The organism is Streptomyces sp. RP5T (genome assembly GCF_003933965.1).
GTDB lineage: Bacteria > Actinomycetota > Actinomycetes > Streptomycetales > Streptomycetaceae > Streptomyces.
The window spans coordinates 1-14168 of the sequence record NZ_RSAJ01000199.1; the positions used below are offsets into that span (position 1 = coordinate 1).

Annotated in this window: 12 protein-coding genes and 1 riboswitch; of the genes, 4 read left to right on the forward strand and 8 right to left on the reverse strand. The window is 69.4% G+C overall.

The features are described from left to right. Positions 1-158: 158 nt before the first annotated feature. The 8 genes from EHS43_RS21295 to EHS43_RS21330 form a co-directional block, all read right to left on the reverse strand. Positions 159-1499 (reverse strand): ABC transporter ATP-binding protein, encoded by a 1341-nt coding sequence (locus EHS43_RS21295; protein ID WP_125192363.1) that lies wholly within the window; start codon positions 1497-1499, stop codon positions 159-161. Then, positions 1496-2587, reverse strand: a complete 1092-nt coding sequence (locus EHS43_RS21300; RefSeq protein WP_125192364.1) for an ABC transporter ATP-binding protein — start codon at positions 2585-2587, stop codon at positions 1496-1498. The genes EHS43_RS21295 and EHS43_RS21300 overlap by 4 nt, the downstream gene beginning before the upstream one ends. Further along, on the reverse strand, positions 2584-3591 hold the full coding sequence (locus tag EHS43_RS21305; protein WP_125192365.1) for an ABC transporter permease: 1008 nt from the start codon (positions 3589-3591) through the stop codon (positions 2584-2586). The genes EHS43_RS21300 and EHS43_RS21305 overlap by 4 nt, the downstream gene beginning before the upstream one ends. Before the next feature lie 69 nt (positions 3592-3660). Further along, positions 3661-5409 carry an ABC transporter substrate-binding protein gene (locus EHS43_RS21310; protein ID WP_125192366.1) on the reverse strand — a complete coding sequence of 583 codons (1749 nt, stop codon included), beginning with the start codon at positions 5407-5409 and terminating at the stop codon, positions 3661-3663. 59 nt (positions 5410-5468) lie between these two features. Continuing rightward, entirely contained in the window at positions 5469-6467 is a 999-nt protein-coding gene (locus EHS43_RS21315) for an ABC transporter permease (RefSeq protein WP_125192367.1), read from the reverse strand. 335 nt (positions 6468-6802) lie between these two features. Then, positions 6803-7558: an enhanced serine sensitivity protein SseB C-terminal domain-containing protein gene (locus EHS43_RS21320; protein WP_125192374.1), complete on the reverse strand. Its 756-nt coding sequence runs from the start codon at positions 7556-7558 to the stop codon at positions 6803-6805. Positions 7559-7723: 165 nt separating this feature from the next. Continuing rightward, positions 7724-8521: an enhanced serine sensitivity protein SseB gene (locus EHS43_RS21325; protein WP_125192368.1), complete on the reverse strand. Its 798-nt coding sequence runs from the start codon at positions 8519-8521 to the stop codon at positions 7724-7726. 93 nt (positions 8522-8614) lie between these two features. Beyond that, a complete protein-coding gene (locus EHS43_RS21330; RefSeq protein WP_125192369.1) occupies positions 8615-9283 on the reverse strand; it encodes an AAA family ATPase in 669 nt (222 codons plus the stop codon). Positions 9284-9465: 182 nt separating this feature from the next. Beyond that, a riboswitch (glycine riboswitch) is annotated at positions 9466-9563 on the forward strand. Positions 9564-9718: 155 nt separating this feature from the next. On the opposite strand from EHS43_RS21330, the gene gcvT reads away from it, so the two are divergent. The 4 genes from gcvT to EHS43_RS21350 all read left to right on the forward strand — a co-directional run bounded on the left by gcvT (position 9719) and on the right by EHS43_RS21350 (position 14044). Beyond that, positions 9719-10837 carry a glycine cleavage system aminomethyltransferase GcvT gene (gcvT, locus tag EHS43_RS21335; protein ID WP_125192370.1) on the forward strand — a complete coding sequence of 373 codons (1119 nt, stop codon included), beginning with the start codon at positions 9719-9721 and terminating at the stop codon, positions 10835-10837. A gap of 98 nt (positions 10838-10935) precedes the next feature. After that, a complete protein-coding gene (gene gcvH, locus EHS43_RS21340; RefSeq protein ID WP_125192371.1) occupies positions 10936-11313 on the forward strand; it encodes a glycine cleavage system protein GcvH in 378 nt (125 codons plus the stop codon). 14 nt (positions 11314-11327) lie between these two features. Continuing rightward, on the forward strand, positions 11328-12593 hold the full coding sequence (gene glyA, locus EHS43_RS21345; protein ID WP_125192372.1) for a serine hydroxymethyltransferase: 1266 nt from the start codon (positions 11328-11330) through the stop codon (positions 12591-12593). A gap of 83 nt (positions 12594-12676) precedes the next feature. After that, a complete protein-coding gene (locus EHS43_RS21350; protein ID WP_125192373.1) occupies positions 12677-14044 on the forward strand; it encodes an L-serine ammonia-lyase in 1368 nt (455 codons plus the stop codon). The last annotated feature ends 124 nt before the right edge of the window (positions 14045-14168 follow it).

Below are 14168 nucleotides of genomic sequence, written 5' to 3' on the forward strand. Positions count from 1 at the left end.
ATAAAGAAGGAAGCCGCCGCGGTCGCGACGGCTCCTAAACGTGCTGAACGGGAGAGTCTCATGTGTCGTCCCTTCGCGCGTCTGCCGATAAGTCGGACAGGGACGACTCTGCGCTCTCCCGTTCAGGCATGTGCATGACTTTGCCAACTTGTCATGCGTTACTTGTCGGTTGACTCCTGACGGTCGGCTTCCGGTTCCGTGGAGGGGTTGTCGGTCGGCTGCGGGTCCGTGGGGGCTTGTCGCGCCCCCGCGTCGGCAGCCGCAGATTCAACACTGCCCCGCGCCCCTGAGTCGGCCGACTCGTCCGTGGTCTTGGCGCCGGTGCCGGTCTTGGTGACCTTGGCCCCGGTGTCCACCGCGGCCTCCGTCGCCGGCGTCTCCGCGGACTCGGCCGGGACCTCGTGTCCGACCAGTCCGGCCGCCTCCTTGGCCACCGAGAGGAGGACCGTGTCCTGCGGGGCCTGGTCCGCGAAGTTCTCCGGGTGGTGGCAGGCGACCCGCTGGCCGGGGCGCAGCTCGACGAGCTGCGGCTCCGTCGTCCGGCAGATCTCCGTCGCCTTCCAGCACCGCGTGTGGAAGCGGCAGCCGGAGGGCGGGGAGATCGGGGACGGGACGTCGCCGCGCAGCAGGATGCGCTCGGACTTGGCACCCCGGCGCTTGGGGTCCGGCACCGGGACCGCCGACATCAGGGCCTTGGTGTACGGGTGCATCGGCGCCTCGTACAGCGAGGTGCGGTCGGCCAGTTCGACGATCTTGCCGAGGTACATCACCGCGATGCGGTCCGAGACGTGCCGGACCACGGACAGGTCGTGGGCGATGATCACGTAGGTGAGGCCGAGCTCCTCCTGGAGGTCGTCCATCAGGTTCACGACCTGCGCCTGGATCGACACGTCGAGGGCGGAGACCGGCTCGTCCGCCACCACCAGCTTCGGCTTCAGGGCGAGCGCGCGGGCGATGCCGATGCGCTGGCGCTGACCGCCGGAGAACTCGTGCGGATAGCGGTTGTAGTGCTCGGGGCTCAGGCCCACCAGCTCCAGGAGGCGCTGGACCTCCTTCTTCACCCCGCCCTCCGGCTCCACGCCCTGGAGGCGGAAGGGCGCCGAGACGATGCCGCCGATGGTGTGCCGGGGGTTCAGGGAGCCGTACGGGTCCTGGAAGATCATCTGGATGTCCCGCCGCAGCGGGCGCATCCCGGCGGCGTTCAGCCGGGTGATGTCCTGGCCCTCGAAGTGGATCGAACCGCCGGTCGGCTCCTGGAGGCGGGTGATGACCCGGCCCATGGTCGACTTGCCGCAGCCCGACTCGCCGACCACGCCGAGGGTCTCGCCCTTGCGCACCTCGAAGTCGATGCCGTCGACCGCCTTGACCGCGCCGACCTGGCGCTGGAGGACGCCCTTGCGGATCGGGAAGTGCTTCTGGAGGCCCTCGACCTTGAGGAGTATCTCGCGCTCGCCGGGGGCGGCCGTCACGTCCGCGTCCGTCTTCTTCGTCTCACTCACAGCTTCGGCGCAATCTCTTCGGTCCAGATCCGCGTGCGGTCCTCCTGCGAGAGGTGGCACGCGGAGAAGTGCCCGCCGCCGACCTGCTGGAGCTCCGGGCGCACGGTACGGGTGACATCGCCCTTGGGGATGTCCGCGTACGGGCAGCGGGGGTGGAAGGCGCAGCCCGAGGGGACGTTGATGAGGCTCGGCGGCTGGCCCTTGACGGGGATGAGCCGCTCGGAGGTCTCCCGGTCGATACGCGGCATCGAGCCGAGCAGACCCCAGGTGTAGGGGTGCTGCGGCCGCTCGAAGACGTCGTCGACGCTGCCGCGCTCCACGCAGCGGCCGCCGTACATCACGAGGACGTCGTCGGCGATCTCGGCGACCACACCCAGGTCGTGGGTGATGAGGACGACCGCGGAGCCGAACTCCTTCTGCAGGTCCCGGATCAGGTCGAGGATCTGCGCCTGGACGGTGACGTCGAGGGCGGTCGTCGGCTCGTCCGCGATGAGCAGTTCGGGGTTGTTGACGAGCGCCATGGCGATCATCGCGCGCTGGCGCATACCGCCGGAGAACTCGTGCGGGTAGCCGTCCACGCGCTTGTCGGGCTCGGGGATGCCGACCCGGTCGAGCATCTCGATGGCCCGCTTGCGCGCGACCTTCTTGTTGACGTCGTGGTGGACCCGGTACGCCTCCACGATCTGGTTGCCGATCGTGTAGTACGGGTGCATCGCGGACAGCGGGTCCTGGAAGATCATCGCCATCTCGCGGCCGCGCAGCCGGCGCACCTCGTCCGGGTCGGCGGAGACCAGCTCCTTGCCGCCCAGCCAGATCTCGCCGGACATCTGCACGTTCTTGCCGCGCGCGCCGAGCCGGTGCAGGCCCATGATCGCCAGCGAGGTGACGGACTTGCCGGAGCCGGACTCGCCGACGATGCAGAGGGTCTTGCCCTTCTCCACCTCGAAGCTCAGCCCGTCGACGGACTTGACCAGGCCGTCGTCGGTCGGGAAGTGCACCTTGAGGTCACGGACCGCGAGGAAGGCGTCGGGGGCGTTGCCGGGCGCGGGCTCGCCCAGGGCGGCGCCGGTCTTGGAGAGTTCGGTCACGAGAGCCTCACCCGCGGGTCGGCGGCGGCGTACAACAGGTCCACCAGGAGATTTGCTACGACGACGAAGATGGCGGCCAGCAGGGTGACGCCGAGGATCGGGGGCAGGTCGTTGTCCGTGATGCCCTGGACCGCGTACTGGCCGATGCCGGGCAGCGAGAACACGGTCTCGGTGATCACCGCACCGCCGAGCAGCAGACCCAGGTCCATGCCGAACACGGTGATGATCGGCGTCAGGGCGGCCCTGAGGCCGTGCCGGCCGACCACGTTGCGCTCGCGCAGGCCCTTGGCGCGGGCCGTGCGGATGAAGTCCTCGTTCATCGTCTCCAGCATGCCCGAGCGGGTGAGCCGGGCGTAGATGGCGGAGTACAGCAGAGCGAGCGAGCACCAGGCCGGGAAGAGCGTGTTGGCCCACTGGGCCGGGTTCTCCGTGAACGGCACATAGGTGCGGCCGAAGATCGGCCACTGGTAGGTGAAGAGCAGCAGCGCCAGGTTGCCCGTGAAGAACATGGGCAGCGAGACACCGGCGAGCGCGACGCCCATGAAGCTGCGGTCGAAGATGCTGCCGGGCTTGAGCGCGGAGATCACACCGATCACGACACCGGAGACCAGCCACAGCACGGCGGCACCGAGGGCCAGGGACGCGGTCACCGGGATGCGCGAGGTGAGCTGCGGCCAAACCGCCTCGTGGGTCTTGAAGGAGTAGCCGAAGCACGGCGCGTCGCAGTGCGCGGTCGTGGGACCCAGGTTGTAGGTGGCCCCGGACACGACACCCTTGATGAAGTGCCAGTACTGCAGGTACAGCGGGTCGTCCAGACCCAGGTTCTGCTTGACCGCGAGGATGTCCGCCTTCGACGGGCTCTTGCCCAGGTACTGCTGCGCGAGCTGGTCGGCGGTCTGGCCGGCCATCCGCGGCAGCAGGAAGAAGATCGCGAAGGTGACCGCGGTGACGACCAGCAGCAGGATCACTGCCGCGAACGTCCGACGGAGGATGTACGAGATCACGGGGACCGGCGCTGGTGCCCGTGGGCCGCGAAGCCCACGGGCACCAATGCCTTCACCTGCCTTCCGGGGCTACTTCTTGGTCGTGCCGATGTTGAGGTAGTCGTACTGACCGCTGAAGGCCGCCGAGGACACCAGGTTGGTGAAGCCGGAGGGGCGGTACAGCAGGACCTTGAAGTAGGTCAGCGGCACGAGGGCTGCCTGGTCCATCGCACGCTTGTCGATCTGCGCGTACAGGCTGTTGCGCTCGGTCGCGTCCTGGGTGGCGATGGCCTTCTCGAGCATCTCGTTGATCTGCTTGTCGTCGATGTACGAGAGGTTGGTGTTGCCGGACGAGCCGATCGCGCCACCGTTGAGGATCTGCTGCAGGAAGCCGTAGCCGGAAGGCCAGTCGGCACCCCACTGCATCATGTGCAGACCGATGTTCTGCTTCTTGTCGAAGGTCGGCACACCGGCGTAGTCGGTGAAGTACTTGCCCGACGGGTACTGCTTCAGGCTGGCGTTGATGCCGGCCTTCTTCAGCGAGGCGATGATCGCGGTGGCCGCGTCGATCTCCTGCGGGCGGTCGCTGCGGGCCGAGATGTTGGTGCTGATCGTCGACTTGCCGCAGGCCTTGAGCTGCTCCTTGGCCTTGGCCGCGTCGCCCTTGTTGCCGGTGGTCGCGTAGACGTCCGCCTTCTGGTAGCCGGGGATGTCCGGCGGCAGGACGGTCGTGGCGATGTCACCGCGGATCGGGCCGCCCTCGGCGGTCTGCACGGAGACCTTGTCGATGGCGTACTGGACGGCCTTGCGGCACTCGACCTTGTCGAACGGCGCGACCTGGGTGTTGATCGCCATGTAGACCAGACGGCCACCGTAGGTGTTGTCCGTGTTGGCCTTCAGGTCGGCGTTGTTGACGACCTTCGCCTGGGTCGCGGCCTGGACACCGGTACCACCGAGGTCGATCGCGTCACCGGACTGGACGTCCTGGTCGATCGTCTCGGCGTTGACCTTCAGCTTGACGACGATCTTCTCGGGGTACTGCTTGCGCAGCGGGTCCGTCTTCGGGTCCCAGTTCTCGTTGCGCACCAGGACGGCCTGCTGGCCCTCCTTGTAGCTCTGGAACTTGTACGAGCCCGAGGACACGATGCTCTTGACGTAGTCGACGCCGGTGTCCTTGGCCTGCGGCACCGGAGCCGTCTGCGGGGTGGCGACCAGGTAGTCGAACTCCTGGAAGGCGCGGTTGAGCTTGAAGACGATCGTGTTGTCGTCCGGCGTCTCGATGGACTTCAGGCCCTCGGCGCTCTTGTCCTTGTAGGGGCCCTTGTACTTGTCGCCGCCCTGGAGGAACTGCTGGAAGTAGTTCGGGCCGAGGGAGAGCACGTCACGCGCGAAGTTCGAGCGCTCGACGGCGTACTTGACGTCCTTCGAGGTGATCGGCGTGCCGTCCTGGTACTTCAGACCGGAACGGATCTTGTACGTCCAGGTCTTGCCGCCGTCGCTGGGCTGGCCGGCGCTCTCGGCGAGGTCCGGGACCAGCTTGTTGCCCTCCTCGCCCGGACCGGGCGCGAAGGTCATCAGCGGGCGGGCGTACAGCCGGCTGAGGTTGTACATGTAGGCGTAGTACGTGTTGCCGGGGTCGAAGGAGTCCGGGACGTCGGAGTACTCGTACGTGACCGTCCCACCCTCCTGGGTGGAGGCGTTGACGACACCCTTGGTCGCTGCGTTGGCCCCTGCCGACTTGCTTCCGTCTCCACCGTTGTCATCGGCCTTGCTGCAAGCCGAGAGCAACAGGCTCGCACTGCCGATGGCCGCCATTGCGGCCAGCGCTGACCTTCGCATGATGGTCTGCTTCCCCTTCAATTGTCGGAAATCTTGTGGACTCTCACCACGGCCGCGGGTCAGCGGCTGCGCGGGTCGAGAGCGTCGCGGAGACCGTCACCGAGCAGGTTGAACGCAAGGACGGTCACGAAGATGGCCAGACCAGGCACGATCATGAACTGGGGGTCGACCTGGTAGTAGTCGACCGCCTGGTTGATCATGCCGCCCCAGGACGCCTGCGGGGGCTGGATGCCGACGCCGAGGAAACTGAGGGACGCCTCGAAGAGGATGTTGGTCGGGATGAGCAGCGTCGAGTAGACGATGATCGGGCCGACGAGGTTCGGCAGCAGCTCCCTGAAGAGGATGTAGGGCCCCTTGGCCCCCATCCCCCGGGACGCGTCGACGAACTCCCGCTCGCGCAGGGCCAGGGTCTGGCCGCGCACGATACGGCCCAGGTAGGGCCAGTTGAAGAAGCCGATGATGAAGATCAGCACGCTGATGTGCAGCGGCAGGCCCTCCAGCCCGAAGGCACCGCCCTGCAGGGTGGCCGAGATGGCGATGGCGAACAGCAGCAGCGGGAACGCCAGGAAGGTGTCCATCAGCCGGCTGATGATCGTGTCGACCCGGCCGCCGTAGTACCCGGCGACCACGCCCAGGACCGCGCCGATCGTGTTGGACAGGATCGTGGCGCCGAAGGCCACGACCAGCGAGACCCAGGAGCCCTCGAGGATGCGGGTGGCGATGTCGCGGCCGAACTTCGGCTCGACGCCGAGCGGGTGGTCCCAGCTCATGCCGCCCCAGGCACCCTTGGGCAGCGAGGTGTTGGGGTCGATCAGGTCCTGGTGCAGGGCGTTGGGGTCCAGACCGAAGAGGGCCTGGATCGGACGGGACAGCACCGCGACCAGGATCAGCAGGATGACGACGACACCGCCGGCGACCGCCACCTTGTCCCTCTTGAAACGGGACCAGGCGATCTGCCCCAGGGAACGGCCCTCGATCTGCCCCTTGCCGGCGCCGGCCAGGACAGCCTCCGGCTGCGCCTCGGCCTGCGCCCCGGTGGTCTCGATCGGTGCGGTCACAGTGACCCGACCCCTCTCGCCGGTGGTGACCGGCCTACACCTGCCGTGGATTACGGCTTTGTCGACTTGCTCAGCTCGCAGGACCGTCTGATCCTGCGTCTGCCTGGGGAGTCTTCAGCTTCGCTGCGATCACCCGCCAGGTCTGGCGAAGAAAGTATGCGTAACCGTGATGCAGTACGAGGGATTCCGTTATCCGAACAGCGGGTAACGCCCCTCGGACGTATGCCAGTTGGGACAAAACGGCACGATAGGCCACCTTCGTGACGATCCGCCGTCATCTACGCGCGAAGAAATGTGGCCGTTACGTAAACGAGGCGAACGCGACGTCGCGACGCTCAGTAACCGCCGCGGGCCGGCGGGTAGCCGTACCCGGCGGCCGGTGCCTGGGCGGGGGAACCGTGGGCCTCGCGGTCGTAGAAGGGCCGGGCGCCGGCGCGCATCCACAGCGCCACCGGGTCGTACTCGTCGGACATCGCCACGGTCGACACCGGCAGCCCCTCCGGGACCGCTCCGATGGACTGCTGCATCATCGCGCGCACCGAGTCCACGGCCGAGGGACTGGTGTCGTACACGTCCAGGCCGATGGCGAGATACGGCGCCCCGAGCGCCGGCTGCACCCAGGCCCGGCGCAGCGAGCGGACCGCCGGGGTGCGGTGGGCGTTCTGCACGAGCAGGGCGTAGAACTGGGGGACCTCGATGCCGGGCTCCGAGAGCCTGAGCGGCCCCGCGGGCTGGCGCTCCAGGCCGGTCGCGATGCGGCGCAGGTCGAGCCAGGGGATGCCGACCCCGCCGCCGGGGGCGTGCGGGTTGAGCCAGAGGCCGTAGTGGTCGGGATACAGCGTGCGGGCCACGTCGATGCCGTCGACCACCTCGTACGAGCGGTTCCAGCCGCTGGCGCTCAGCTCCTGGGCCGAGGTCACACAGGGGGCGTAGCCGTGGCCGTCGACCTCCATGTTCCCGTACTGGGCGTCCGGGGAGCCGGCCTGGCCGTGCCACAGCAGCATCCAGATCTGGCCCGAGCCGGGGGTCGCGAGCGCCTTGAGCAAAGCCTCGTAGGCGTCGTAGCGCCCGGGCGTCACCTGGCGCAGCATGTGCTCGACCTGGCCGGTCGTGGTGCCGGTTCCGCTGGCGCCGCTCACGTTGTGCCGCCCCTTCTTTAAGGTTGCCCCAGGTATTGGAACAGCTTAAGCGCCTACCGGGTCGGGGCTCGTTGACCGTCGGCGGTACGGGGCGCGTGTGGCGCCCCGTGTACGGGTCTAGTGACCGTGCAGGTAGAAGGGCCGCACCTGTTCGCGCATCCAGTGACCCACCGGATCGTCCGCCACGTCCAGCAGGACCAGGTTGACCGGCCACGGGACCGGGGTGCGCCCCAGGGCCCGCCCGAGGGCGTCCATCGGCAGGGTGCGCAGGTCGCCCTCCCACTGGGAGAGTTCGACGCCCACGAACATGACCGGGTCACTGGTCTCGATGGCGGCCAGGCAGCGGCGGGCGGTGAGGACGACCCCGGTCGCCGCGAACTCGGCGGACGCGGCCGCCAGGAAGTCGACCGGGTCGTCCTTCCAGTCCGGCTCGTAGAGCTTGACCCGGCCGCCGGTGTTGGGCCCGTCCAGCGGGGTGCGGCCCACCCGGCACAGGTCGGCGACGGCGGCGGGCGGGAGGGGCACGCCGACCACGCCGTCGGGGTTCACGGCGATGCCCACGTGCGGGGGCAGCCCGCGGGCGAACTCGACCGCCGGGGCGATGGTGTACGAGAGATGGCTGCCGACGACCTGGCGGAACTGCTCCTCGGAGCTGAAGACCGGGACGAACGCCTGGCCCTCGATCTCCAGCGTGGGCAGGTCGAGGGGGCCGCTGTGCGGGCCGCCGCCGTTCGGCAGGGGGATCCAGACGAAGCTGCGGCCGAGCACCTCGATGATCCGGCCGCCCGCCGAGGGCATGCCGAGGGAGGCCGAGAGCACCTCCTCCAGCTCGTTGCCGGGCCATCCGCCGTGCGGATGGGGGTGCGGGTGCGCCTGCCCTGGAAAGTCCGCGGGAAGATCCGCCGGGAAGTCCATCTGTCTGACCGCCTGCTGTGAACCACTACTGATGTGGCTGAAAGGCTAGCGGGTGCCGCGCAATGGTGGCTCGGCCCGGGAGGCCCGCCCGCCTCAGGCCGTGAAGCCGATCCGCCGCAGCACGCCCGCCGCCTCCCGGTCGATCAGCACCGCTGAGCCGCAGCCCGGGGGCAGGTCGCCGCGCTCCACGGCCCGGATCAGCCGCGAGGCCGCCGCCCGGTGCCGCAGGAAGGCGTACCGCGAGACGCCCCGGCCGCGCTCGCGCTGGCCCTCCAGCGCGGTGTCCGCGGGGACGTCGAGCAGCAGCAGGTGCAGGGTGCCGCCCCGGCGCCGGGCCTCGCGGGCCAGCCAGCCCCGCACCCAGGCCTGCGTCCCGCAGTCGTGCACCACGACTCCCCGGCCGGAGCGCAGGGCGCGGCGCAGTCCCGCGTAGTGCGCGAGCCGGACCAGGGGGCGGTAGACGGCGTACGGCAGTAAGCGGGACAGCCGGCCGTCCCAGCGGTCGCGGGTGTCCTGGGAGTCGACCCGGACGCCCTGGACCGCGCGCTTCATCAGGGTGGACTTGCCGCTGCCGGGCAGGCCGGTGATCACGACGACGTCCCCCGGGCCGAACAGCAGGGCGTGCGGGCTGTGCCCAGCGCGCTCGCGCAGGTCACGGACGACCGGGCGGGCGCCCACCGCCTCGACGGCCGGGGCCGCGGGCTGCTCGGGCAGGGCGAGCCCCGAGGTCGTCGCGTAGGCCGTGGTCCTGTCCACCGTCATCGTCCTCCTCCGGGGTCGGGGTTCCCCTCCCCACCGAGCGTAAAGAGAAGGTAATGGATGATCTCTCGCGTTTCTGTTCTCGTACCGCCACAAGCCGGTTACAGAGCCGGGGGTCGGATGCGGCCCTGCCGTCGGCATCCGAGGCGTGCAATGATGTCCGCGCCAACTGCATATCGGCCGCTTGAATCCGCGCGGGAGAGTCCCGGGGTACATGTACCCGGGCGCCGAAGGAGCAAGTCCCTCCCTTGAATCTCTCAGGCCCCGTTACCGCGCGGGCGAGGCACATCTGAAAAGCGGGCCGCCGCATCGAAGGCGGCCCCACCCAAGGTGCAAGCCATGTTCTTCATGGCGAACCTCTCAGGTTCCGATGACAGATGGGGAGGAATCACCTCGCCCGTCACACCCCTGTCCCGGGATCCTTGGAGACGACGTCCGATGACCAGTTCTGCACTCCGTCTCACCGCGCTCGATGCCCTGCATCGGTCCCTCGGTGCCACGATGACCGACTTCGCCGGCTGGGACATGCCCCTGCGGTACGGCTCCGAGCGCGACGAGCACACCGCGGTGCGCACCAAGGCCGGTCTCTTCGACCTCTCCCACATGGGCGAGATCACCGTCACCGGCCCCGAGGCCGCCCGGCTGCTGAACTTCGCCCTGGTCGGCAACATCGCCTCGGTCGGCGTCGGCCGGGCCCGCTACACGATGATCTGCCAGGCCGACGGCGGCATCCTCGACGACCTGATCGTCTACCGGCTGGCCGACACCGAGTACATGGTCGTCGCCAACGCCTCCAACGCCCAGGTCGTCCTCGACGCCCTGACCGAGCGCGCGGCCGGCTTCGACGCCGAGGTGCGCGACGACCGGGACGCCTACGCCCTGATCGCCGTACAGGGCCCGGAGTCCCCCGGGATCCTCGCGTCCCTCACCGACGCCGACCTCGACGGCCTCAAGTACTACGCCGGTCTGCCGGGCACGGTCGCCGGCGTGCCCGCGCTGATCGCGCGCACCGGGTACACCGGCGAGGACGGCTTCGAGCTGTTCGTGAAGCCGGAGCACGCGGTCGAGCTGTGGCAGGCGCTGACCAAGGCGGGCGAGGGCGTCGGGCTCGTCCCCTGCGGGCTGTCCTGCCGCGACACGCTGCGCCTGGAGGCGGGCATGCCGCTGTACGGGCACGAGCTCTCCCGGGAGCTGACCCCCTTCGACGCCGGGCTCGGCCGGGTCGTGAAGTTCGAGAAGGACGGCGACTTCGTCGGGCGCGAGGCGCTGGAGCGGGCCGCCGAGCGCGCCGCCGCCGCACCGCCGCGCGTCCTCGTCGGACTCGTCGCCGAGGGGCGTCGTGTCCCGCGTGCCGGGTACGCGGTCGTCGCGGGCGGCGAGGTGATCGGCGAGGTCACCTCCGGCGCCCCCTCCCCCACGCTGGGCAGGCCGATCGCCATGGCGTACGTCGACCCCGCCCACGCGGCGCCGGGCACGGCGGGTGTCGGTGTGGACATCCGGGGCAGCCACGAGCCGTACGAGGTCGTGGCGCTGCCGTTCTACAAGCGCCAGAAGTAACCCTCGTAGGCGATGCTGAGCACGAAGTCGCTGCTCACGCACGCCTTCCGCAGTCCCCCCTTCATCCGCACTCCCCCGCGTACAGGAGAATTCAGGCCATGAGCAACCCCCAGCAGCTGCGCTACAGCAAGGAGCACGAGTGGCTGTCGGGCGCCGAGGACGGCGTCTCGACGGTCGGCATCACGGAGCACGCGGCCAACGCGCTCGGCGATGTCGTCTTCGTCCAGCTCCCCGAGACCGGTGACACGGTGACCGCGGGCGAGACCTGCGGCGAGCTGGAGTCGACCAAGTCGGTCTCCGACCTGTACTCCCCCGTCTCCGGTGAGGTCACCGAGGTCAACGAGGACGTCGTCAACGACCCGTCGCTGGTGAACTCCGCCCCCTTCGAGGGCGGCTGGCTGTTCAAGGTACGCGTCACGGAGGAGCCGGCCGACCTGCTCTCCGCCGACGAGTACACCGCCTTTTCCGCCGGCTGAGGAGTCCGCACCTGATGTCCGCACTGAACACGCCCCTGCACGAGCTCGACCCGGAGATCGCCGCCGCGGTCGACGCCGAGCTGGACCGCCAGCAGTCCACCCTGGAAATGATCGCCTCGGAGAACTTCGCTCCGCTCGCGGTCATGGAGGCCCAGGGCTCGGTCCTGACCAACAAGTACGCCGAGGGTTATCCGGGCCGCCGCTACTACGGCGGCTGCGAGCACGTCGACGTGGCCGAGCAGATCGCGATCGACCGGGTCAAGGAGCTGTTCGGCGCCGAGTACGCCAACGTGCAGCCCCACTCCGGTGCCTCCGCGAACCAGGCCGCCCTGTTCGCGCTGGCCCAGCCCGGCGACACCATCCTCGGCCTGGACCTGGCGCACGGCGGTCACCTGACCCACGGGATGCGGCTGAACTTCTCCGGCAAGCAGTTCAACGTGGTCGCCTACCACGTGGACCCGGCCACCGGTCTGGTCGACATGGCCGAGCTGGAGAAGCTCGCGCGCGAACACCGGCCGAAGGTGATCATCGCCGGGTGGTCCGCCTACCCGCGGCAGCTGGACTTCGCGGAGTTCCGCCGGATCGCCGACGAGGTCGAGGCCCACCTGTGGGTCGACATGGCCCACTTCGCCGGTCTGGTCGCGGCCGGGCTGCACCCGAACCCCGTCGAGCACGCGGACGTGGTCACCTCCACCACCCACAAGACGCTGGGCGGCCCGCGCGGCGGGATCATCCTCGCGAAGTCCGCCTTCGCGAAGAAGCTGAACTCCTCCGTCTTCCCGGGCTTCCAGGGCGGCCCCCTGGAGCACGTGATCGCGGCGAAGGCGGTGTCCTTCAAGGTCGCGGCCTCGGAGGAGTTCAAGGATCGCCAGCGGCGTACGGTGGACGGTGCGCGCATCCTCGCCGAGCGTCTGACGGCCGACGACGCCCGGGAGGCCGGGGTCAACGTGCTCTCCGGCGGCACCGACGTGCACCTCATCCTCGTCGACCTGCGCGAGTCCGAGCTGGACGGGCGGCAGGCCGAGGACCGTCTCCACGAGGTCGGCATCACGGTCAACCGCAACGCCGTCCCGAACGACCCGCGCCCGCCGATGGTGACGTCGGGCCTCAGGATCGGCACGCCCGCCCTGGCCACCCGCGGCTTCACGGCCGAGGACTTCGCCGAGGTGGCGGACGTGATCGCGGCCGCTCTGAAGCCGTCGTACGACGCGGAGGCCCTCAAGGCCCGGGTCAAGGCCCTGGCCGACAAGCACCCGCTGTACGCCGGTCTGAACAAGTAGTCCCAGTAGTAGCAGTAGTTCAAGTGGTTCCACGGTGGGGGCACCCGACGACGTGTGCCCCCACCCTTTGGTAAGGAGTTCCCGTGGCCATCTCGGTCTTCGACCTGTTCTCGATCGGCATCGGACCGTCGAGCTCCCACACGGTCGGCCCGATGCGCGCGGCCCGCATGTTCGCCCGCCGTCTGCGCAACGAGGACCTGCTGCCGGCCGTCGCCGCGGTCCGCTGCGAGCTGTACGGCTCCCTGGGCGCGACCGGCCACGGCCACGGCACCCCGAAGGCGGTGCTGCTGGGCCTGGAGGGGGCCTCCCCGCGCACGGTGGACGTGGCGAACGCGGACGACCGGGTGGCGGAGATCCGGTCCGCGGGGCGGCTGAAGCTGCTCGGCGAGCACGAGATCCCCTTCTCCTTCGACGACGACCTGGTCCTGCACCGGCGCAAGGCGCTGCCGTACCACGCGAACGGCATGACGGTGTGGGCGTACGACGCCTCGGGCGCGGAACTGCTGACCAAGACGTACTACTCGGTCGGCGGCGGCTTCGTCGTGGACGAGGACGCGGTCGGCGAGGACCGCATCAAGCTCGACGACACGGTGCTGAAGTACCCCTTCCGCACGGGTGACGAGCTGCTGCGCCTGACCAAGGACACCGGCCTGTCGATCTCCTCCCTGATGCTGGAGAACGAGCGCGCCTGGCGCACGGAGGACGAGATCCGGGCCGGGCTGCTGGAGATCTGGCGGGTGATGCAGTCCTGTGTGTCCCGGGGCATGTCCCAGGAGGGCATCCTGCCGGGCGGGCTGCGGGTACGTCGGCGCGCCGCGATGACGGCCCGTCAACTGCGGGCGGAGGGCGACGCGTTGGCCCACTCCATGGAGTGGATCACGCTGTACGCGATGGCGGTCAACGAGGAGAACGCGGCCGGCGGCCGGGTGGTGACGGCCCCGACGAACGGCGCGGCCGGCATCATCCCCGCGGTCCTGCACTACTACATGAACTTCGTTCCCGGCGCGGACGAGGACGGCGTGGTCCGCTTCCTGCTCGCCGCGGGCGCCATCGGCATGCTCTTCAAGGAGAACGCCTCCATCTCCGGTGCCGAGGTCGGCTGCCAGGGCGAGGTCGGCTCCGCCTGCTCGATGGCCGCGGGCGCCCTCGCCGAGGTCCTCGGCGGCTCCCCCGAACAGGTCGAGAACGCGGCCGAGATCGGCATGGAGCACAACCTGGGCCTCACCTGCGACCCGGTCGGCGGCCTGGTCCAGATCCCCTGCATCGAGCGCAACGGCATGGCCGCGGTCAAGGCGGTCACGGCGGCGAAGATGGCGCTGCGGGGGGACGGCTCGCACAAGGTGTCCCTGGACAAGGTCATCAAGACGATGAAGGACACCGGGGCGGACATGAGCGTGAAGTACAAGGAGACGGCCCGGGGTGGGCTCGCGGTGAACATCATCGAGTGCTGAGCCGGCGCGGGGCCCGGTGGGTCCCGGACCAGCGAGTCCGGCAATTCTCTTCGATCCAGGCATGACGGACCTGTAGGGCGTGTCCCGCGCATTCCGCTCCGCCGTTCCGACGTACGGGGAGGTC

Excerpts from the sequence above, each read along its gene's own strand:
- gcvT (WP_125192370.1), top strand. The coding sequence starts at position 9,719 with ATGACCAGTTCTGCACTCCGTCTCACCGCGCTCGATGCCCTGCATCGG.
- gcvH (WP_125192371.1), top strand. The coding sequence starts at position 10,936 with ATGAGCAACCCCCAGCAGCTGCGCTACAGCAAGGAGCACGAGTGGCTG.
- glyA (WP_125192372.1), top strand. The coding sequence starts at position 11,328 with ATGTCCGCACTGAACACGCCCCTGCACGAGCTCGACCCGGAGATCGCC.
- EHS43_RS21320 (WP_125192374.1), bottom strand. The coding sequence starts at position 7,558 with ATGCTGCGCCAGGTGACGCCCGGGCGCTACGACGCCTACGAGGCTTTG.
- EHS43_RS21330 (WP_125192369.1), bottom strand. The coding sequence starts at position 9,283 with ATGACGGTGGACAGGACCACGGCCTACGCGACGACCTCGGGGCTCGCC.
- EHS43_RS21310 (WP_125192366.1), bottom strand. The coding sequence starts at position 5,409 with ATGCGAAGGTCAGCGCTGGCCGCAATGGCGGCCATCGGCAGTGCGAGC.
- EHS43_RS21325 (WP_125192368.1), bottom strand. The coding sequence starts at position 8,521 with ATGGACTTCCCGGCGGATCTTCCCGCGGACTTTCCAGGGCAGGCGCAC.